Annotated in this window: 18 protein-coding genes; 9 read left to right on the top strand and 9 right to left on the bottom strand. The window is 75.0% G+C overall.

The window, feature by feature from the left end; translation table 11 throughout:
• Positions 1 to 167: 167 nt before the first annotated feature.
• Positions 168 to 1,673: an FdrA family protein gene (locus ACI79P_RS19820; RefSeq protein WP_456582778.1), complete on the top strand. Its 1,506-nt coding sequence runs from the start codon at positions 168 to 170 to the stop codon at positions 1,671 to 1,673.
• Positions 1,670 to 3,088: a DUF1116 domain-containing protein gene (locus ACI79P_RS19815; RefSeq protein ID WP_456582777.1), complete on the top strand. Its 1,419-nt coding sequence runs from the start codon at positions 1,670 to 1,672 to the stop codon at positions 3,086 to 3,088. Before ACI79P_RS19820 ends, ACI79P_RS19815 begins: the two co-directional genes overlap by 4 nt.
• A gap of 112 nt (positions 3,089 to 3,200) precedes the next feature.
• Here ACI79P_RS19815 and ACI79P_RS19810 read toward each other — a convergent pair whose 3' ends face one another.
• Complete coding sequence (locus ACI79P_RS19810) at positions 3,201 to 3,947, bottom strand: PilZ domain-containing protein (protein ID WP_456582776.1); 747 nt, start codon at positions 3,945 to 3,947, stop codon at positions 3,201 to 3,203.
• Positions 3,948 to 4,089: 142 nt separating this feature from the next.
• A complete protein-coding gene (locus tag ACI79P_RS19805) occupies positions 4,090 to 4,845 on the bottom strand; it encodes a DUF2470 domain-containing protein (RefSeq protein WP_456582775.1) in 756 nt (251 codons plus the stop codon).
• 63 nt (positions 4,846 to 4,908) lie between these two features.
• On the opposite strand from ACI79P_RS19805, the gene rpsD reads away from it, so the two are divergent.
• The 3 genes from rpsD (at position 4,909) to ACI79P_RS19790 (ending at position 8,026) form a co-directional block, all read left to right on the top strand.
• Positions 4,909 to 5,511: a 30S ribosomal protein S4 gene (gene rpsD, locus ACI79P_RS19800; protein WP_456582774.1), complete on the top strand. Its 603-nt coding sequence runs from the start codon at positions 4,909 to 4,911 to the stop codon at positions 5,509 to 5,511.
• A gap of 270 nt (positions 5,512 to 5,781) precedes the next feature.
• Positions 5,782 to 7,464, top strand: coding sequence for a SpoIIE family protein phosphatase (locus ACI79P_RS19795; protein ID WP_456582773.1), 1,683 nt, complete (start codon positions 5,782 to 5,784; stop codon positions 7,462 to 7,464).
• A gap of 16 nt (positions 7,465 to 7,480) precedes the next feature.
• Complete coding sequence (locus ACI79P_RS19790) at positions 7,481 to 8,026, top strand: RNA 2'-phosphotransferase (protein ID WP_456582772.1); 546 nt, start codon at positions 7,481 to 7,483, stop codon at positions 8,024 to 8,026.
• Between the two features lie 5 nt (positions 8,027 to 8,031).
• On the opposite strand, the gene ACI79P_RS19785 is transcribed toward ACI79P_RS19790, so the two are convergent.
• The 5 genes from ACI79P_RS19785 to ACI79P_RS19765 form a co-directional block, all read right to left on the bottom strand.
• Positions 8,032 to 9,006 (bottom strand): tripartite tricarboxylate transporter substrate binding protein, encoded by a 975-nt coding sequence (locus tag ACI79P_RS19785; protein ID WP_456582771.1) that lies wholly within the window; start codon positions 9,004 to 9,006, stop codon positions 8,032 to 8,034.
• A 115-nt stretch (positions 9,007 to 9,121) separates the two neighbouring features.
• Complete coding sequence (locus ACI79P_RS19780; protein ID WP_456582770.1) at positions 9,122 to 10,213, bottom strand: PP2C family protein-serine/threonine phosphatase; 1,092 nt, start codon at positions 10,211 to 10,213, stop codon at positions 9,122 to 9,124.
• 66 nt (positions 10,214 to 10,279) lie between these two features.
• A complete protein-coding gene (locus tag ACI79P_RS19775; protein WP_456582769.1) occupies positions 10,280 to 11,521 on the bottom strand; it encodes a Cache 3/Cache 2 fusion domain-containing protein in 1,242 nt (413 codons plus the stop codon).
• Between the two features lie 353 nt (positions 11,522 to 11,874).
• The gene (bar, locus tag ACI79P_RS19770; RefSeq protein ID WP_456582768.1) at positions 11,875 to 12,978 is read right to left on the bottom strand and encodes a barbiturase; all 1,104 of its coding nucleotides are present in this window, start codon (positions 12,976 to 12,978) and stop codon (positions 11,875 to 11,877) included.
• 11 nt (positions 12,979 to 12,989) lie between these two features.
• On the bottom strand, positions 12,990 to 13,943 hold the full coding sequence (locus ACI79P_RS19765; protein WP_456582767.1) for a carbamate kinase: 954 nt from the start codon (positions 13,941 to 13,943) through the stop codon (positions 12,990 to 12,992).
• Positions 13,944 to 13,994: 51 nt separating this feature from the next.
• Between ACI79P_RS19765 and ACI79P_RS19760 the strand changes: the two genes are divergently transcribed.
• Positions 13,995 to 14,582 carry an ATP-binding response regulator gene (locus ACI79P_RS19760; RefSeq protein WP_456582766.1) on the top strand — a complete coding sequence of 196 codons (588 nt, stop codon included), beginning with the start codon at positions 13,995 to 13,997 and terminating at the stop codon, positions 14,580 to 14,582.
• Between the two features lie 6 nt (positions 14,583 to 14,588).
• Here ACI79P_RS19760 and ACI79P_RS19755 read toward each other — a convergent pair whose 3' ends face one another.
• Entirely contained in the window at positions 14,589 to 15,119 is a 531-nt protein-coding gene (locus ACI79P_RS19755; protein WP_456582765.1) for an N-acetyltransferase family protein, read from the bottom strand.
• 105 nt (positions 15,120 to 15,224) lie between these two features.
• Here ACI79P_RS19755 and ACI79P_RS19750 point away from each other — a divergent pair, with 105 nt between their 5' ends.
• Complete coding sequence (locus ACI79P_RS19750) at positions 15,225 to 16,388, top strand: benzoate/H(+) symporter BenE family transporter (protein WP_456582764.1); 1,164 nt, start codon at positions 15,225 to 15,227, stop codon at positions 16,386 to 16,388.
• Positions 16,389 to 16,392: 4 nt separating this feature from the next.
• On the opposite strand, the gene ACI79P_RS19745 is transcribed toward ACI79P_RS19750, so the two are convergent.
• Entirely contained in the window at positions 16,393 to 17,250 is an 858-nt protein-coding gene (locus ACI79P_RS19745) for a PHP domain-containing protein (RefSeq protein WP_456582763.1), read from the bottom strand.
• Between the two features lie 80 nt (positions 17,251 to 17,330).
• Between ACI79P_RS19745 and ACI79P_RS19740 the strand changes: the two genes are divergently transcribed.
• Complete coding sequence (locus ACI79P_RS19740; RefSeq protein WP_456582762.1) at positions 17,331 to 19,553, top strand: DEAD/DEAH box helicase; 2,223 nt, start codon at positions 17,331 to 17,333, stop codon at positions 19,551 to 19,553.
• Between the two features lie 53 nt (positions 19,554 to 19,606).
• Positions 19,607 to 20,236: an alpha-ketoglutarate-dependent dioxygenase AlkB gene (locus tag ACI79P_RS19735; RefSeq protein ID WP_456582761.1), complete on the top strand. Its 630-nt coding sequence runs from the start codon at positions 19,607 to 19,609 to the stop codon at positions 20,234 to 20,236.
• The last annotated feature ends 360 nt before the right edge of the window (positions 20,237 to 20,596 follow it).

The raw sequence follows: 20,596 nt of genomic DNA, 5'->3' as shown, positions 1-20,596 counted from the left end.
TGCACTTGCGATGTGGTCCGGTGCTGGTCGACGGGGGTGTGCCCGCACCGGGAGGCGCCAATGTGGCACGGCTCCCAGGTGTCGCGGAAGTACCTCAGTGCTAAATCGTTGTTGCACTGAGATGCCGATACTTCACCGCTGAGAGATCCATCGGTACGGTTCCGAGGATGAGCCCCTCAACCCCCTCCGGTGGAGACGCCGCGGTCTCGGTGCAGTTGCGATCCGGCGTCTACGCCGACTCGGTGAAGCTCATGCAGGTGAGCCGCCGGATCGGCGCGCGCGAGGGCGTCTCCGCCGTCCTCGTCGCCATGGCCACCCCGCTCAACCTCGAGCTCGCCGCCGGCATGGGCCTGGCGCCCGAGGAGCCGACGAGCCCCGAGCAGCTGCTGGTCGCCGTCCGTGCCGCCGACGACGAGACGCTCGCCGCCGCGCTCGCCGACGTCGACGCCGCGCTGGCCGAGCGCGAGCGCTCCACCGGCAGCGCCGCCGCGGTCCCGCACCGCACCATCGGCGCGGGGCTCGACGAGCTCTCCCCCGAGTCGCCCGCCCTGGCGATCGTCAGCGTGCCCGGGCAGTACGCCGTCGCCGAGGCCGCCGACGCGATCGCCGCGGGGCGCAGCGTGCTCGTCTTCTCCGACGGCGTCCCGGTCGAGCACGAGGTCGCGCTCAAGCGCGCCGCGCACCAGGCCGGCGTGCTGGTCATGGGGCCCGACTGCGGGACGGCGATCGTCTCCGGCGTCGCCCTGGGGTTCGCCAACGTCGTCCGCCCCGGCCCGGTGGGCCTGGTCGCGGCGAGCGGGACCGGTGCGCAGCAGGTGTCCTGCCTGCTGGACATGGCCGGGGTCGGCGTCTCGCACGTGCTCGGCGTGGGCGGGCGCGACCTCAAGGAGGAGGTCGGCGGGCTGGCCACCCTCGACGCGCTCGCCGCCCTCGACGCCGACCCCGCCACCGAGCGGGTGCTGCTGGTCTCCAAGCCGCCCGCGCCCTCGGTCGCCGCCGCGGTGACCGACGCCGCCGGGCAGCTCTCCGTGCCGGTGCGCTCCGCCGTCCTCTCGCCCGAGACCCCCGACCTGACCGCCGCCGTCGAGGCGCTCCTCGCCGACATGGGGCTCGACGTGCCGGTGTGGCCGTCGCGCCCGGGCCCCGCCGAGGCCGCCGTCCCGGGCGCGGCGCTCAAGGGGCTCTACTCCGGCGGCACGCTCGCCGACGAGGCGATGCTGCTGGCCTCCCCGGCGCTGGGCGGCATCCGCTCCAACATCCCGCTGCGGCCCGATCTCGACCTGGGTACGGACCTGTCCGCCACCGGCCACCTGGTCGTCGACTTCGGCGACGACGCCCTCACGGTGGGCCGCGCGCACCCGATGATCGACCCGACGCTGCGGCTGGAGGCGATCGAGGCGCTGGCCGCCTCCGACGAGCCCGCCGTCCTGCTGCTCGACGTCGTCCTCGGGTACGGCGCCGACCCCGACCCCGCCGGCGCGCTCGTGCCCGCGCTCACCGCCGCCCGCGAGCGGCGCGCGCTGCCGGTCGTCGTCGCGCTGATCGGCACCGAGGGCGACCCGCAGGGCTGGTCCCGGCAGGCCGACGCGCTCGCCACCGCGGGAGCCGCGGTCTTCTCGTCCAACGCCGCGGCCACGCGGTACGCCCTCGACCTGCTGGGAGCCACCGCATGAGCCTCGGAAACCTGCTCTCCGGCCCGCCGGCGATCGTCGCCGCCGGCGTCGACGTCTTCTCCGATGCGCTGCGCGCGCAGGGCGCCGACGTCCAGGACGTCGACTGGCGCCCGCCGGGCTTCGGCGACGCGGCCGACCTCGCCGCGCTCGCGCTCGACGCCCGCCGCGCCACCGCGAACCGCACCGCCGTCGAGCGGCTGATGGCCGCGGGCTCGCTGCTGGTGGACGTCCGCCCCGCGCGCGAGGTCATCGGCCTCACCGACCGCACGCTCCTGCACTCCGGCCCGCCACTGGAGTGGGAGAACGCCTCGGGCCCCATGCGCGGCGCGCTGGTCGGGGCCTGCCTGTTCGAGGGCTGGGCCGACGACGTCGAGGAGGCCGAGATCCTCCTCTCCACCGGTGCGGTGACCCTGGAACCCTGCCACCACCACCGCACCGTCGGGCCGATGGCCGGCGTGACCAGCCCGTCGATGTGGATGTGGTGCCTGGAGGACCCGGTCACCGGCGGCCAGGCGTTCTGCAACCTCAACGAGGGCCTCGGCAAGGTGCTGCGCATGGGTGCCTTCAACGAGGAGGTCCAGATCCGGCTGCGGTGGATGCGCGACGTCCTCGGCCCGGTGCTGTCCAAGGCCGTGCGCGGCTCGATCGACGCCGGCAACGACCCGCTGGACGTCAAGGGCGTGCTCGCCCAGATGCTGCAGATGGGCGACGAGGGGCACAACCGCAACCGCGCCGGCTCACTGATGGCGCTGCGCGAGCTCTCGCCGTCGATCGTGGCCAGCGGCGCCCCCTCGTCCGACATCGCCGACGTGCTGCGCTTCATCGGCGGCAACGAGCACTTCTTCCTCAACCTCGGCATGCCGACGGCGAAGCTCGCGCTGGACGCGGCCAGGAACATCCCGGGCTCCACGATGCTCACCGTCATGTCGCGCAACGGCACCGAGTTCGGCATCCAGACCTCGGGCACCGGCGACCGCTGGTTCACCGGCCCGGCGAACACCCCGGTCGGCCTGTTCCTCGGCGACTACGGCCCGGACGACGCCAACCCCGACATCGGCGACTCCGCGATCATGGAGACCTACGGCATCGGCGGCTTTGCCATGGCCGCGGCGCCGGCGATCGTCCGGTTCGTCGGTGGCACGGTGCCGGACGCGCTGGCGACGACCGAGCGCATGTACCAGCTGACGCTCGCGGAGAACCCGGCGATGCAGATCCCGATCATGGGCTTCCGCGGCTCGCCCACCGGGATCGACGTGCTGAAGGTCGCCCGCACCGGCTGGCTGCCGCAGATCAACACCGGGATGGCGGGGCGGGTCGCAGGGACCGGCCAGGTGGGCGCCGGGCTGGTGCAGCCTCCGCAGCAGTGCTTCGAGCAGGCGCTGGCGGCGCTGGCCGAGGAGGCCCGCACCGCCTGAGCCCCCCCATGCGACGAATCCGTGGCCATGGGCAGGGCTGATGACCACGGGTTCGTCGCACTCGGGGGAGCGTCGGGTCAGGGGCGGCCGGTGCCGCCGGACGGGGGCCGGATCAGAGCAGGCCGCGGGCCCGCAGCGACCGCAGCCCGGCGAAGACGTGCCGGCGGACCAGGTCCTGGGTCTTCTCCGGCATGCCGACGAACCGCAGGCTCAGCTCGATGCCGCGATCCTGCCGCGGGATCCGCCGGATCACCTCACCGCGGCAGGGCAGCTGCTCGCCGTCCTCGAGGCAGACGACCAGCGGGAGCACCGCCCCGAGGCGCAGCGGGCTCTCCGTCTCCGCGGGGGGTGCGTCGTCGGCCACCGGCTGCTCGGCCGCGGGCTGCTCGGCCGGGGGCTGCTCGGCCGCGGGCTGCGACGCGGACGCGCGCGCCGGGTCGGGCGGCGAGAAGAGCGCCCGGATGCCGCCCTCGCTGATGTCCACGGTGAGGCCGTTCAGGACATCCGGTCCGACCGTCATCTGCACCTGCAGGCTCAGCGGCGCGCGGACCGCGGACCGCCGCTGACCCCGGGTGGACGGGCCGACGGGGCGCAGCCGCCACTGCGCCGGGTGGAGCTCCGCGGCGACCAGTTCGGTGGGGAGGGACCGGAGCTCCTCGGGTCCGCGCCAGAGCACCTCGACGTGCTCGCCGACGTCCAGGCGGACCCGCCGTCGCGTGCGGTCCTCGCCGATGGACACGACGATCTCGGTGGGGTCCGAGGACTCGACGAGGCTGATCAGCACGTCGCCCCTGCTCGTGGCGAGCAGGTCGACGACGGTGCGCGCCTCGGGGTAGTCCACCCCCGGGTTCTCCAGCATCCCTGGCCCCTCCTTCTTCTAGAACGGACGCGTCTTGGATCGCGCGCAGGCTAGTGGGGCGAGCAGGGCATCGGGCTGCATTGACGGCGAACGCCCGTCTCGGCGTGTCGTCGCGATCAGCGACCGGGAAGGCTGAGCGCGGTCAGGCGGGGCCGCAGGTGAGCAGGTGGTCGACGGCGGCGGCGAACCCGTCGACGTCGTCCAGAGCCCCGGTGAAGGGGACCCGCAGGTCGTAGCAGCCGCTGCGGCCCTGCACCCGGAACCGGACGCCGAACCGGTCCAGCCCGAGCAGCCGCACGTCGTCGTGCCGCCCGGCCCAGGCCTGCACGCGCGCGCAGAGCCGGCCCAGCGGCTCCCGGTGGGCAGGCATCAGCTCGGTCTCCGCGCCGCTGACCGCGTCGGGCCGGGCGGCGCGGAAGTCGTCGGGGTCCACCGCGGCGCGGGTGCCGGACTCCTCGAGCGCCACCTCGGCCAGGTCCAGCCGCACCAGCGCCGCACCGAGACCCACCTCGAACAGCGCGTCCGCCGGCCTGGACTCGGCGAAGTCGAGCAGCAGCCGCGGAACCTCCGGCTCGGCCACCGGCGTGAGCCAGCCCGTCAGCTGCACCAGCCCCCGGACGGGGGAGCGCAGCGGGAAGGGGGCGCGGTCGGCGACGGTGAGCCGGGCGGGGGCGTCGCCCAGCGGCGAGTGGCGCAGCGCCGCCATCGCGCCGCCGTCGGTGGGGACGACGAGCAGGACGTCGCCGCCGGCGGTCGTGGTCGCCGCGCGCACCTGGCAGGAGCCGACCCCCGCCACGTGGAGCGTGGCGGCCGGGCGGATCGCGACGGTTCGGGCGCGCTCGGCGGCGGGCGGCTGCCGGTCGACGGCCGTGGGCGAGTGGGTCGGGCCGGCCGTCATGGACCACCTCGGGGAGCTCGTGGACGAGTAGTAAGGTGAGCCTAACCAAACCGGAGGTCCCCAGTGAACACCCCCCGTCCCAAGGTCCGGCTCAGCCGCGCGCTGGGCATCCCGCTCACCCCGAAGTGCATCCCGTACTTCGAGCGCCGCCCCTACCCGCCGGGCGAGCACGGGCGGAAGCGTCGCAAGGACAGCGACTACTCCACCCGCCTCAAGGAGAAGCAGCGGCTCCGGGCGCAGTACGACATCAGCGAGACCCAGCTGCGAGCCGCCTTCGACCGCGCCAAGCGCGCCGGCGGCAAGACCGGCGAGGCGCTGATCCAGGACCTCGAGTCGCGCCTGGACGCGACCGTGCTGCGCGCCGGCTTCGCCCGCACCATCTACCAGGCCCGCCAGTTCGTCACCCACCAGCACGTGCTGGTCAACGGCAAGCGCGTCGACCGCCCCTCCTACCGGCTCGAGCCGGGCGACTTCGTGCAGATCGCCGAGAAGTCGCGTGCCAAGGACCCGTTCGTCGTCGCCGCCTCCGGGGCGCACGCCGAGGCGCCGACGTACCTCGCGGTGCGCCTCGCCGACCTGGTCTGCCGCTACGAGCGGACCCCCACCCGCGAGGAGGTGCCCGTCGTCTGCGAGGAGCAGCTCGTGGTGGAGTACTACTCCCGCTGACCGATGCGAGACCTGCGCACCGGCCTCGGTCGCCCGTTCGGCGGGGCCGGTGCGGCGACCCCGCCCGGGCCGAGGCGGCAACCCGGCGGGGTGGCTTCTGATCGCACCCAATACGCCGGCTGCGGTCGCAAGTGCGAAGATGCCCGGCAGCACGAGCGAACGGCCGCCGGCACGGCGGCGCGAGGCGTGCCCGGGCGGGCGGGGAGCGGAGCGCTGAACAGGCATCTGGCGGAGTTGATCCCCGGCGGTCCGCGGTCGGAGCTCCAGCGCATGGTCCTCGAGCACGACTGGTCGACCACCCCCCTGGGGCCGCAGGCAGAGTGGTCCTCGACGCTCCGGACCGCACTGAGCAGCGCGCTGAACTCGCGCTTCCCGTTCCTGCTCATGTGGGGCCCGGAGCTCGTCATGATCTACAACGACGCCTACGCCCCGATGCTGGGGGCCCGCCACCCCGCCGCCCTGGGTCGCTCGGCGCGGGAGGTCTGGTCGGACATCTGGAGCGCCCTCGACCCCATGGTCGAGGAGGTGATGGCCGGACGGGCCACCTACTCCGAGGACCTGCCCCTCGTCATGACGCGCAACGGGTTCGAGGAGGAGACCTACTTCTCCTTCTCGTTCAGCCCGGTGGTGGAGCCGGGCGGCACGGTGGTCGGCCTGCTCGACACCGTCGTGGAGACCACCCACCGCGTGCTCGCCGCCCGCCGGCTCGAGGTCCTCCAGCGGCTCGGCAGCCTCCCCCGGGCCGCGCACGGGGACATGACCGAGGCGGTGTCCACGGCCCTCGGGGTGCTGGCCGACGCCCGGGCCGACTGCCCGTTCGGGCTGGTCTACCTGTCGGACGGGGGCGACGGTGCCCCGCGGTTCGTCGCCGGCCAGGGCCTCGCCGTGGACGGCGAGCTCGCCGCCAGCGCGATTCCCGAGCGGGTGCGCCGGGCCGTGGCGACCGGGGAAGCGCAGACGGTGACCGGGCTCGCCGCGCGGCTGCCCGGACTGTCCAGCGCCGGTGCGAGCCCCGCCGGCCAGGCCGACGTCGACACCGCCGTCGTCCTGCCGCTCACCGCGGCCGGCGCCGAGCGGCCGATCGGCGCGCTGGTCCTGGGTGCCAGCCCTCACCTCCCCCTCGACGACGACTACCGCATCTTCATGACTCTGGCCGCTGGCCAGGTCGCCGCGGCGGTCGGCGATGCCGAGGCGGTCGCGGCCGAGCGCCGGCGGGCCGAGGAACGGGCGCGCTCCGAGCGGGTGCGGGCGCAGTTCTTCACCGACGTCGCCGTCACCCTGCAGCGGGCGGTCCTCGGCCCCACCGTGCTGCCCGAGGGGTTCGCCGTCCACTACGAGCCGGCCACCGGGACCCTCGAGGTGGGCGGCGACTGGTACGACGTGGTGGACCTGCCCGACGGCGGCTACGGCGTGGTGGTGGGCGACGTGGTCGGTCGCGGGTTGCCCGCCGCCGCGGTGATGGGTCAGCTGCGCAGCGCCGGGCGGGCGCTGCTGCTCGAGAGCCGGTCGCCCTCTCACGTGCTCGAGGCGCTGGACCGGTTCGCCGCCATGGTGCCCGGCGCCGCCGTCAGCACCATGTTCTGCGCCGTCATCGACGTCCACGCCGGCACCCTCTGCTACAGCAGCGCGGGGCACCTGCCGGCGGTGCTGGTCCAGGAGGACGGCACCAGCCTGCTGCTGGAGGACGCGCGCGGCCTCCCGCTCGCCGTGGTGGACGGCGCCCGCCCGGAGGCGGAGCGGCCGCTGCCCGCCGGCTCGACGCTCCTGCTCTACACCGACGGCCTGGTGGAGCGGCGGGACGAGGTGCTCGACGAGGGGATCGACCGGGCCACGGCGGCGCTCGTGGAGGGCCGCCACCTGGGCCCCGCGGAGCTGAAGACCCTGCTCACCGAGCGGCTGCTGGGCGACGCCCCGGACGACGACGTCGCCTTCGTCATCCTCCGCCGGGGCTGAGGCGGGCGGAGCGGGGGTGGACGTCGTGCGGACGAGCAAGCGGCTGTCGTTCCTGCTGCGCCACCGCCCCGACGCGGCGGGCCTCACCCTGGACGCGGCCGGCTGGGCCGACGTCGACCGGCTGCTCGCGGCGCTGGGCATCTCGCGGGAGGAGCTCGAGCACGTCGTGGCCGCGAACGACAAGCGCAGGTTCGCCTTCGACGACACGGGCACCCGGATCCGGGCGAGCCAGGGGCACAGCGTCCCGGTCGAGCTCGGCTACCTGCCCGAGCCGCCGCCGGAGGAGCTGTTCCACGGCACGGTCGAGCGGTTCCTCCCGGCCATCCTGGCCGAGGGGCTGCGGCCGGGCCGCCGGCACGCGGTGCACCTCTCGGCCGACGTCGCCACCGCCCGGGCCGTCGGGGGACGACGGGGCCGCGCGGTGGTGCTCCGGGTGGACGCGGCCGGCATGGCCGCGGACGGGTTCGCCTTCCGCCGTTCCGCCAACGGCGTGTGGCTGGTGGACGACGTCCCCCAGCGGTACCTGACCGTGGTGGGCGGTGGCCCCGACGGAGGAGGGTGACCGGCTCAGTCGTCCAGGACGCCGCGGAACGTCTCCTCGGTCTCGGCGAACAGCTCCTCCAGCCCGGCGCTGCCGATGAACTCCTCGGGGACGTAGCGCTCGTCGAGCGTCTCCACCACGGCCGGCTCCTCCCCGGCGCTGCGCAGCGTGTCCTCCAGGGTCTGCCGCACGTCGTCGGGGAGGCCGGCGGGGGCGATGACCCCGAAGGTGGTCGTGCTCTGGACCAGCTCGGGGTACCCCTCCTCGACGAAGGTGGGGGCGTCCACGTACGGCAGCGGCTCCTCGCTGCCGACGGCGAGGACGCGGAGGTCGCCGGACTCGATCGCCGGCAGCACGTCCTGCGAGAGGTTGAGGAAGCCGGCGGTCACGTTCTCGCCCAGCAGCGCCGTCTGCACCTCGGAGTTGCCGTCGAACGGGACGACCGTCAGCGGCACGTCGTAGAGCTGGGTGATCCGCCGCGTCTCGGCGGCGTGCGTGTTGGTGGCGCCGGGGGTGCCGACGGTGACCGAGTCGGGATCCGACTGCGCGGCCCCGAACAGCGAGGCCAGGTCCTGGTGCGGCGAGTCGGCCGGCACCACGATGCCCGACGGCACGCGCGTGACGACGCCGATCGGGGTGAAGTCCTCACGGGTGTAGCCGACGTCGTTGGTCAGGTAGTTGAGGACCGCCGTCGGCAGCGCCGTCATGGACAGGGTGTGGCCGTCGGCCTCGGACTGGATCAGCTGCTGGTACGCGGTGGCGCCCGAGGCCCCCGGGAGGTTCTCCACGACGACGGTCTCGCCGAGCTCCTCCTCCATGTGCGCCGCCAGGGCCCGCGCCGCGATGTCGGTCGGCCCGCCTGCGGTGTAGGGGACCAGCAGGCGGATGCTCTCCGTGGGGAAGCCGGCCGCGTCCCCTCCTCCAGGTCCGGGGTCGTCGCCGCCGCACGCGGTCAGCAGGGCGGCGGTGAGCAGGGCGGCGGGCACGCGGGCTGATCGCATGAGGGCTCCTGACGTGGGGATGCCGGCATCGCCGTCCCGGGCGGGTGACCGTCCGTGTCCGGCGGTGGCACCCATCGTGCGGCATGGTGGCCGCCGCGGCACCCGCGCCCGCCGGTCAGGCGGGGAGGCGGACCGCCAGCAGCGCGATGTCGTCGTCGCCGCGGCTGCCCAGGGCGCTGAGCAGCCCGTCGCACATGCGGTCCAGCGGCTCCCGGCCGAGCTCCCGCAGCGTCCGCACCAGCCAGGTCGTGCCGTCGTCGAGGGTCATGCCGCGGCGCTCGACCAGCCCGTCGGTGTAGAGCAGCAGCGTGTCTCCCCGGTGCAGCACCAGGTCGTGGTCGGTGCGCGCCGGGCCGTCGCCCGGGCCGGCGCCGAGCAGCCGGTCGGGCATCCGCTCCAGCACCTCGACGCGGCCGTCGGCCCGCACGACCACCGGCGGGGGGTGACCCGCGTTGGACCACTGCAGCGGCACCGAGCCCGCGGGGACGCCCTCCGGGTCGATCGTGGCGACGGCGACGGTCACCAGCGTCTCCAGGCCCAGGCCCGCCAGGACGTCGTCCAGCACGGTCAGGGCGGCGGCGGGGGAGCCGTGCCCGACGCGGGCCAGAGCCCGGAGCATGCCGCGCGTCTGCGCCATGGTCGCCGCGGCGGGGGCATCGTGGCCGGCGACGTCGCCTATGACCAGCATCGTCCGCCCGTCCGCCAGCGGGAAGGCGTCGTACCAGTCCCCGCCCACCTGCGCGTCGCGGGCACCGGGGAGGTAGCGCGCGGCCGTCTCCAGCCCCGGCACGGTGGGGATCTCGCCCAGCAGCGCCCGCTGCAGCGTCTCCCCGGTCCGGACGGCGGCCCGCGTCGCGGCGGCCTCCGCGCCGAGCCGGGCGACGTGGGCCTCCCGGCGCAGCCGCAGCTCGCAGGTGACCACGGCGAGAGCGCCGCCGAGGGCGACGGCGACCAGGCGGATCGTCTGGGCCACCGCCGTCTCGGCGGTGTACTGCTGGCTGTAGAGGCCCAGCAGGGTGGCGACGACGAACGCGGCCGCCGCGTAGAGCACCGTGGTCCGGCGGCCGAGGAAGGTGGCCGAGGCGAGCGGGGCGATGACGCTGAGCCCCAGGACCACCTGCCCGCGGCCGCTGACGACCTCGGCGATCACGACGAGCAGCAGCACCAGGGCCGGGAGCGCGGCGTTCACGCGACGTGACCGCTTCACCGCATCCCCCTCGTGCTCGCCCAGCGACGCGGCGCGTCCGGTGGACAACCTAGACGGAGGACGTCGTCACGGGGCGGTGCCGGGCATCGCGTCCATCGGCAGCCCGACGTAGAGCATGCCGATCAGGGCGCCGTCCTGGGCTCGCAGTCCGGTGTATGCGGTGAAGTAGGGCCGGTCGGCCACCGTCGCGGCTCCGGTGTAGGTCTCGCCGGCGAGGACCGCCGCGAGCACCGGGTTCGGGCGGCCGTCGGGGCCGGTGCGCCCGATGGCGGTGCCCACGTTGCGCCGCCCGGCCGGGGTGAGGACGGTCGTCGCGACCCGGACCATGCCGCCGTCGCCGTCCAGGCGCTGGAACAGCGTGCAGCTGCCCCCGACCTGGCGCACCACGTCGTCGACGAGCGGGGCCGGCCGGCGGGGGTCGTCGCTGCGCTCCAGCGGCCGCCCGCCGATCAGGAGGTCGGGGAGCGCGGCGGTGTGCGTCGCGCCGGTGGTCTGGTCGCGCACGGTCAGGGAGGTGCGGCCCTCGCCGAGGCCCGCGCCGCCCAGGTCGGCCAGGTGCTGCTCGGCGACCGCGAGCGCCCGGCGGACGTAGACCACCCGCTGGCTCTCGGCCAGCTGCCCGACGGCGTCGCTGATCCGCGCGGAGCCACCGGCGGCGCGTTCGACGTTCTCGACGACGCGGTCGGTGGCCGCCCGCTGCTGCTCGACGGCGGCGGCGATCGTGTCCTGCGCCTCGGCGATGGAGGCGAGCGTCCCGGTGATCCGCTGCACCGCTTCGACGGCCTGCTGCGTCTCCCGCTGCACCGCCGTGATCTGGGCGGCGATGTCGTGGGCGGCCTGGGCGGTGCGGTCGGCGAGCTCCTTGACCTCGTCGGCCACGACGGCGAAGCCGCGGCCGAGGTCGCCGGCCCGGGCGGCCTCGACCGAGGCGTTGAGCGCGAGGAAGCGGCTCTGCTGGCTGATCGCGCCGATCAGGCGGACGAACTGGGTGATCGACTCGCTGGCGGTCTGCAGGGCGGCGATCCGCTCGTCGACGGCGCGCGCGTCCCGCACCGCCTCCTCGGCGATGGCGGAGGCCCGGCCGGTGCTCGTGGAGATGTCGCCGATCGCGGCGCGCAGCTCGGCGAGCGTCGCGGCGGCCTCCGCGGACGTGTCGGAGACCTCGCGCGAGGCCTGGGCGAGGACGCCTGCCTGCCGCGCCGCGTCCTCCATGCTGGTGTCGCGCTCGGGCGCGCGCCGCGGCGTCGGGGGTGCCGGGGCGACCGCCGGGGGGAGCGGCGCGGAGCCTGACGACGTGGACGAGCGCACGACCCGTTCCTCCCTGCGGTCGACCGGCGGACCGGCCCGCGGACGGGCCGTCCCGGAACCGTAGGTCGCTGGTCGCCGGGCCCGGGAAGGCGCGCCGGGTGGGGAGGACCGCCCCCGGGGACGACTTCGGGGGAGCAGGGCCCCGGACCGCCGTCCGGACCCCCGCTCCCCCGAAGTCGTGCTGTGGGCTCTCTTACGCCCTGCTCGTGGCGCGACGCCGCGCCCCGGTCCGCTCCTCGCTCGTTCCTCGCTGCGAGGCTCCCGGGGCTGTCGTCACGCCTTGCTCGTGGGGTGACTCCGCGCCCCGGTCCGCTCCTCGCTCGTTCCTCGCTGCGAGGCTCCCGGGGCTGTCGTCACGCCTTGACGATCGCGGCGACCGGACCGCCGCCGGACGGGCCCTGGTGCACCGCGGCCACCGAGACGAAGACCGCCGGGTCGCCGGTCACCGACGCCGTCACGCCACCGACGCACGCCTTGATCTGGCGGTGCCACGAGACGTCGGAGTCGTCGAGCATCGCGTTGCGCCGCCCGCGCACCTTGCCGTCGGGCGAGGCCTCGCACTTGAGGAAGACGTTGACCAGCCGGTCGCCCAGATCGGTGTGGTGCGGCCGCTCGGGCAGCTCCAGACCGGCGTCGCGGATCGCGGCCCAGATGCCGTCCTGGTCCAGCGCGTCCTCCATCACCGAGTGGCCCACGCGGTAGCTGCCGCCGTGGCCGCGGGCGTTGCCGACGACGACGATCTGCGCCCGGTCCAGCTCCACGCCCGACGAGCACGAGGCGACGGAGGAGTAGAGGGAGAGGTCGCGCATGATCTGCTCCTGCGTCGGCATCTCGATCTCGCCGAGCGCCACCGCGATCCCCAGTGCCGTCGTGCCGTTGGAGATGTCCATCGAGCCGTGCGGCTCCTCCAGGATCGTCGTCTCCCCGCGCTGGTGGGCGTCGCGGATCGTGTCGATCGTCAGCAGCGGCGTCTTCGTCTGCACGTAGTGGACGTCGGACGGGTCGGTGATGCCGGCGGCCGCCATCGCCTTCTTCACGCCCTCGGCGACCTTCTCCACCATCGCGACGCGGCCGATGTCCTCGGGCAGCAGGACGTCGCTCATCGCGTAGCCGACGGTCAGCCGCGGCTCGTCGGTCTTCTCGACGGTGTCCTCGGGCAGCGTGGCGAAGATCGTGGCGTGCGGGCTGATGACGCCGTCGGTGCCGCCGGACCACACGATGGGGATGTCACCGACCTCCTCCTTGCTCCGCGAGCCCTTCTCCAGCAGCACCTCGCGGAAGGCGCGGTCGGCGATGATCCGCGTGTAGTCGTTGATCCCGCCGTTGCCCTCGGTCTTGCCGATGACGGCGACGACGCGGTCGGCGTCCATCACGCCGTCGTCGATGAGCTTGGCGAGCTCGGAGGCGTCGCTGACGTTGTGCAGCGGGACCTTGCGGACCTCGATCGGTGCGGGCATGCGCATTCCCTTCAGGAGGAGGTGAGGACGGTGCCGGCGTCGTCGCCACGGACGGCGTCGGCGATGTGGTCGAGCGAGGTGATGACGGCGCGCGTTCCGCCTGCCTCCACGAAACGTAGGGCCGCCTCGACCTTGGGGCCCATCGAGCCGCGGGCGAACTGCCCGGCCTCGGCGAGCTCCCGCAGCTCGGCGGCGGTCACCCGGCCCAGGGGGCGCTGGCCGGGCATCCCGAAGTCGACCATCACGTTCGGGACGTCGGTGGCGATCACCAGGGTGTCGGCGTCGACGTCACGGGCGAGGATCGCGGCGGTCAGGTCCTTGTCGATGACCGCCTCCACGCCGCGCAGCGCGTGTCCGTCCACGTGGTCGTCGACCACCGGGATGCCGCCACCGCCGGCGCAGACGACGACGAACCCCGCCGCGGCCAGGGCGTGGATGGCGGGGGAGTCGACGACCGCCAGCGGTTCGGGGGAGGCGACGACGCGCCGCCAGCCCTTCTCCCCGCGGTCCTCCCACCGCTGCCCGAGCGAGACGAACCGTTCCGCCCGCTCGCGGGGCAGGAAGCGGCCGACCGGCTTGGAGGGCTCGGCGAAGTGCGGGTCGTCGGCGTCGACGAGGGTGCGGGTGACCAGTGCCGCGGTGCGCTGGGCGAGGCCGCGTGCGGCGAGGGCGGCGTCGAGCTCGTCGGCGACGGTGAAGCCGATCGTGGCCTGGGTCTGTGCGACGTTCCAGTCCAGCGGGACGGGCGGCACCTCGTGCGCGGCCAGCTCGTTCTTCACGAGCAGGTTGCCGACCTGGGGCCCGTTGCCGTGCGTGAGCACCACCTGGACACCGGCGGCGACCACCTCGGCGACGTGCCCGGCGGCCTCCCGGATCGCGTCGCGCTGGGCATCCGGGGTCGCGGAGCCGTCGGCGCCGGTCATGGCGTTGCCGCCGAGGGCGATCACCACGCGCGTCGACGTCACCCCGGGGACCTTAGCCGCATTTCCCTTAGCGGTGAAGTAGTTGTGGGGGAGGTGTTCAAGGACCTGTCCCCGGACACCGATGCCCTGAGCCGGCAGATGGGGGAGCGCATGGGCGGGCGGATCGACGTCGTCAGCCGGCCCGGCGCCGGCTCGCTGTCCACCCTGGTCGTCGACCTGCCCGCCGCGGTCGCGCGGCCGGACGCCCCGGCGCCCGCTCCGGAGCTCCCCGCCCCACCCGCCGGCACCACCCCGGCCGTCCCGCTCCGCGGGATCCGGGTGCTGGTCGCCGACGACAACGACATCGACCTGCGCGTCGCCGAGGCGCTGCTGCGTGCCGAGGGCGCCGACGTCGTCACCGTCGAGGACGGCGAGGAGGCCGTGCGGGCCGTGGAGCTCGGGGACTTCGACCTCGTCCTGCTGGACATGCAGATGCCCCGCATGTCGGGCCCGGAGGCGGCGCGCGCCATCCGCGGCCTGCCCGGCCCCGCGGCCGGGACGACGCTGCTCGCGCTCACCGCCGCCACCGCCGAGGAGGAGCGGGCCACCTGCCTGCAGGCCGGGATGCAGGGCGTGCTCACCAAGCCGGTTCGCCGGGCGCAGCTGCGGACCCTGCTCGACGGCCTCCCCGCCCGGGTCTGAGCACGGTCAGGTGGGCTCGGCCGGGTCCTCGTCGTAGGGGCCCAGCGGCCGCTGCGCCCACAGCACGTCCCGCCACCGGCCGTGCTTCCACCCGATCCGCCGGTAGGTGCCGATCGGCTCGAAGCCCATCGCCGCGTGCAGCCCCTCGCTGGGCTCGTTCGGCAGGGTCATGCCGGCGATCGCGGTGCGGTAGCCGCGCCGGGCGAGCCGCTCGAAGAGCGCGGCGTAGAGCGCGCGCCCGCCCCCGCGCCGTCCTCGGCCCTCGGCCAGGTAGACGCTGACCTCGCACGACCACCGGTAGGCCGCGCGCTCCTTGTACGGCCCGGCGTAGGCGTACCCGACGACGGCGCCGTCGCCCTCGAGCACCAGCCAGGCGTGCGTGCGCAGGGCCGCGGCGATCCGGCCGGCCATCTGCTCGGCCGTCGGCGGCTCCGTCTCGAAGGTGATCGCCGTGCCGGTGACGTAGGGCGCGTAGATCGCCGCGCAGGCCGCGGCGTCGGCCACGGTGGCGTCCCGGACGGTCGGAGCGAGGCCCATGATCGGCAAACGTAAGGCCGGTGCGTCCTCGCGCGGGCGTGAGGTCGGCCACCTCGGCCCGCCGTGGGCGGGGCGCCCGGGGCCGCTGGGCTAGCGTCCCGCGCCGTGCCCGCCGCCCCCTCGTCGACGACCGTCGCGGGGCTGGTGACGGCGCTCGTCGGGTTCCTCAGCTCCTTCGCGGTCGTGCTCACCGGCCTCCGGGCGGTCGGCGCCACCCCGGGGCAGGCGGCCTCGGGCCTGGTCGTCCTCTCGCTCGCGATGGGGCTGGCCACCGTGCTGCTGGCCCAGCGGACCCGCATGCCGATCACCGTGGCCTGGTCCACGCCCGGCGCCGCACTGCTGGCGACGGCCTCCGCGCCCTCCTGGGAGGTGGCCGTCGCCGCCTTCGTGGTCGTCGGCGCGCTCGTCCTGCTCACCGCGGCGTGGCCCCGGCTGGGCGGCGCGATCGCGGCCATCCCGCCGGTGCTGGCCCAGGCGATGCTGGCGGGCGTCCTCGTCCCGCTGTGCCTGGAGCCGGTCCGGTCCGCGCTGGAGATGCCGTGGCTGGTGGTGCCCGTCGTCCTCGTCTGGGCGCTGCTGCTGCGGTTCTCCGCGCGCTGGGCGGTGCCGGCCGCGTTCGCCGTCACCCTCGGCATCATCGGGGTGCTCGCCCACCGCGAGGGCGGGGTCGAGGTCTCCGCGCTCGTCCCGGCCCTGGAGTGGACGACGCCGGACTTCACCTCCACGGCCGTGATCGGGCTGGCGCTGCCCCTGTTCCTGGTCACCATGGCCTCGCAGAACGTGCCGGGCATGGCGGTGCTGGCCGCCTACGGCTACCGGGCGCCCTGGCGGTCGGCCATGGCGGTGACCGGCGCCGGGACGGTGCTCGGCGCCCCGTTCGGCGGCCACGCGGTGAACCTGGCCGCCATCAGCGCCGCCCTCGCCGCCGGCCCCGAGGCGGACGCCGACCCGGCGCGCCGCTACCTGGCCGCGCGGACCGCGGGCCTCGCCTACGTCGGCTTCGCGCTGGTCTCGGCCGCCGTCGCCGCGCTCGTGGTCACGGCTCCCGCCGGCTTCGTCGCGGCGGCCGCGGGGCTGGCCCTGTGGCCGGTGCTGGCGGCGTCGCTGAGCGGGGCGCTCGCGCGGGCGGAGGACCGGATCCCCGTCGTCGCCACCTTCCTCGTGGCGATCAGCGGCGTCACCGTGGGCGGCATCGGATCGGCGTTCTGGTCGCTCGTCGTCGGCCTGGCCTTCTGGGCCTGGTACCGGCCGGCGCCGGCCGTCGCCTGACCCCTCAGCGGCGCCAGAAGTCGAAGCGGTCGCGCCCGGGCCGGAAGCCGGCGGCCTCCGCGACGGCGACGGCGAGGTCGAACTTCTGCCCGACGGGGGCGGGCGCGTGCGCGTCGCTGCCGAAGCTGACCGCCTCGCCGCCGGCCTCGTGGAACCAGCGCACCTGGTCGGCCGACGCCAGCGGGCTGCTGGTGTTGATCTCCAGCGCGCGGCCGCTGCCGGCCAGGGCCCGGAAGACCGCGCGGTACTCCTCCTCGTAGTCCTTCTCGACGTACCGGTGGCTGCCGCCGGGCCAGTAGCGCCGCGGGAAGTCCACGTGGGCGAGCACCTGGAAGACGTCGCTGCTCTCGATCATCCCGACCATCTCGCCGAGGTAGCGGCGCATGGTCGCGTCGGCGTCGACGTGCAGCAGCCGCCCCACCCCGACCAGCCGCCCTTCGTCGGAGAGCGAGTGCAGCGAGCCCAGGATCCGGTCGACGGGGGAGTCCTCGAGGTGGCGGGCGATGCTGGCGGCGAAGAGGTGCGGCTCACCGGTCTCGACGCCCGACCAGATCCGCAGCTCCGGGAACCGGTCGCGCACCTCGGCCAGCTCGGCGACGTAGCCCTCGACGTCGATCGGCAGCTGGTGGGCCGGGTGGCGGTCGACCAGCCCCTCGGCGGTCGCCCGGTCCTCGTCGTGCCAGACGGTGAAGTCCAGGTGCTCGGTGAACGCGACCGCCGGCAACCCCTGGGCGATCGCCCGCTCGCAGGCCCTGCGCATGGTCGACGAGTCGGGGGTGTCCCACGACCAGTGGGTGTGCACGTGGTTGTCCGGCGGCAGCTGCCCCTGGTGCGTCCCGCGCTGTGCCCTGTCCTGTGCCATCGCCTGTGGATTCTCCCCCGCCGTCCCCAGGTGGCGCGCGGCCACCCGTTCCGTCCCTGCTCGTGCCTACTGTCGTCGGCATGAGCACCGCCGCACCGCCGTCCTCGATCGCCGACGAGGCCCTGGAGATCCTCCGGGAGCTCACCGGGCGCCCCGACGCCGTCTTCCGCGAGGGCCAGGACGCCGCGGTCGCCGCGCTGGTGGAGCGCTCCCAGCGGGCGCTGGTCGTCCAGCGCACCGGCTGGGGCAAGTCCGCGGTGTACTTCGTGTCCACCGCGCTCCTGCGCCGCCGCGGTGCCGGGCCGACGCTGCTGGTGTCGCCGCTGCTGGCGCTCATGCGCGACCAGGTGGCGGCGGCGGCCCGCGCCGGCATCCGGGCGGTCGAGATCTCCAGCGCCAACATGACCGAGTGGGACGACATCGCCGCCCGCCTGGCCGCCGACGACGTCGACGTCCTGCTCGTCTCCCCCGAGCGGCTGACCAACCCGCGCTTCCGCGAGGAGCAGCTGCCGGGCCTGGTCGCCCGGTGCGGCCTGGTCGTGGTCGACGAGGCGCACTGCGTCTCCGACTGGGGGCACGACTTCCGGCCCGACTACCGCCGCATCCGCGACCTGCTGGGCACCCTGCCCACGGGGACGCCGGTGCTGGCGACCACCGCGACCGCCAACGAGCGGGTGGTGGAGGACGTCGCCGAGCAGCTGGGCGCCGGCGGGGTCGAGGTGACCACGGTCCGCGGCCCGCTCTCCCGGGACTCCCTGCGGCTCGGGGTGCTGCGCCTGCCGTCGGACCGCGCGCGCCTGGCCTGGCTCGCCGCGCACCTCGGCGACCTCCCGGGCAGCGGCATCGTCTACACGCTCACGGTGGCGGCGGCGGAGGAGACGGCGAACCTGCTGCGCGACGCCGGCCACGAGGTGCGCGCCTACACCGGCCGCCTCGACGACGCCGACCGCAAGGACGCCGAGGAGGCGCTGCGGGAGAACCGGGTGAAGGCGCTGGTCGCCACCTCCGCGCTCGGCATGGGCTTCGACAAGCCCGATCTCGGCTTCGTCGTCCACCTGGGTGCGCCGTCGTCGCCGGTCAGCTACTACCAGCAGGTCGGCCGCGCGGGCCGCGCCGTCGAGCACGCCGACGTCCTGCTGCTGCCCGGGCCCGAGGACATCGCCATCTGGCAGTGGTTCGCCACTTCTTCCATGCCGCGGGAGGACCACGCGGCCGCGGTGCTCACCGCCATGGCGGACGGCAAGGCCTGGTCGGTGGCGCGGCTGGAGACGGTCGCCGACGTCCGCCGCTCGCGGCTCGAGCTGCTGCTCAAGGTGCTCGCCGTCGACGGCGCGGTCGAGCGCGTGCAGGGCGGGTGGCGGTCCACCGGGCGGCCGTGGGTCTACGACGCCGACCGCTACGCCCGGGTCACCCGCACCCGGGAGGCCGAGCAGCGGGCGATGCTCGCCTACGCCAAGCCCGTCGACGAGGCCGAGTGCCGCATGGCCTTCCTGCAGTCCGCGCTCGACGACCCGACGGCGTCCCCCTGTGGCCGCTGCGACGTCTGCGCGGGCCCCTGGTACGCGACCGACGTGCCCGAGGCCGCGTCCGAGGCGGCGTCGGCCGCGCTCGACCGGCCCGGTGTGGAGCTGGCGCCCCGCGCGATGTGGCCGACCGGCGCCGACCGGCTCGGTGTCGACGTCAAGGGCAAGATCGCGCCCGGGGAGCAGCTGCAGACCGGCCGCGCCGTCGCCCGGCTCACCGACCTCGGCTGGGGTCAACGGCTGCGCTCCCTCCTCGGTGACGACGGCGTCGGCGGGGTCGTCGAGCTCGACCTCGAGGCGCCGAGCATCGAGGAGGACCCGGACGCCGCCTTCGACGTCCCGGTGCGCCGGTCGGTCTCCGACGTGCCGCCGGACGAGGAGCTCCTGCGGGCCTGCGGCCGGGTGCTCGCCGCCTGGGACTGGGCGGAGCGCCCGGCGGCCGTGGTGGCGATGCCGTCGCGACGCCGCCCGCAACTGGTGGACGGCGTCGCGCAGGGCCTGGCCCGAATGGGGCGGCTGCCCTACCTCGGGGAGCTCTCGCTCGCCCACGGCGGGCCGACGGGACAGCCTGGTGGCAACAGCGCGTTCCGGCTGGCCGCGGTCTGGGACCGCATCGCCGTGGGCCCGGAGCTGCGCGCCCGGCTGGCGGAGGTGACCGGGCCGGTCCTGCTCGTCGACGACCTGGCCGACTCGCGCTGGACCATGACGGTCGCCGGCCGGGAGCTGCGCCGGGCGGGTGCGGTCGCCGTGCTCCCGTTCGCCCTGGCTCTCACCGCCTGAGTTCTCCACAGGTTTTCGCACACATGTGCGAAAAGTCGGGGTAGCGTGCCGGCATGCACGTGGCGCATCAGCCCTCGATGTGGGACCTCGCCGAAGAGGCCGCGGTCGCGCCCCTCGCCGGGCACGTCGTCCGGCACCGGCTGTCTGCCGGCGCCTGGGTCGACCATCTCCCGGGTTGGGTGACCGGCTCGGACGAGGTGCTCGAGGTGCTGCTGGGGGACATCGGCTGGCGGGCGGACCGCCGCCAGATGTACGAGCGAGAGGTCGCCGTTCCGCGGCTCCTCCGGTGGTACTCCGGGCACGAGCCGCTGCCGCACCCGCTGCTCACCGACGCCCGCGACCTGCTGAACCGCCACTACCTGCCGGAACTGGGCGAGCCCTTCGTCACCGCCGGCATGTGCCTCTACCGGGACGGGCGGGACAGCGTGGCCTGGCACGGCGACCGCATCGGCCGCGGCCGGTCGGCGGACACGATGGTCGCCATCGTCTCCTTCGGCTCACCGCGCCCGTTGCTGCTGCGCCCGGTCGGTGGCGGGGAGTCGCTGCGCTTCCCCTTGGGCCACGGCGACCTGGTCGTCATGGGCGGCTCGTGCCAGCGCACGTGGGAGCACTGCATCCCGAAGACGACGAAGCCGGTCGGTCCCCGGGTCAGCGTCCAGTTCCGCCCCCGCGGCGTCGCCTGAACCCCGGAAGGCCCGGAACGACGGGGCTCCGGGAGCCCCGGAGGCGACCGAGGGACCCCCCCTGCAGACCCCCCTCCAGAGCGTGTATCGTTCTCCATGCACCGAGCGAGAACGGACCGGGCCGCGAGGCCTGGGAAACCGCCGGCGGAGCCCCTGAGGGCGAGCTGCTGCGGAACTCGGTGTACAGTGGAGAAACCGCCTAGGACGAGGGCCAAGAAATTGGCCGGACTCCTTGCGCGTCCGCTCCTTGAGAACTCAACAGCGTGCCGAAAGTCAGTGCCAAGTAATACCCCGTGCCGCGATTCTTGTGGTCGTGGCTGGGATTCCTTTGGTTGATTGATATCGCGAGTGTCAGCTCGC

The organism is Blastococcus sp. SYSU DS0510, from assembly GCF_054050835.1.
The sequence above is the reverse complement of the archived record's forward strand: the minus strand, read 5'-3'. Positions and strand labels throughout refer to the sequence as shown.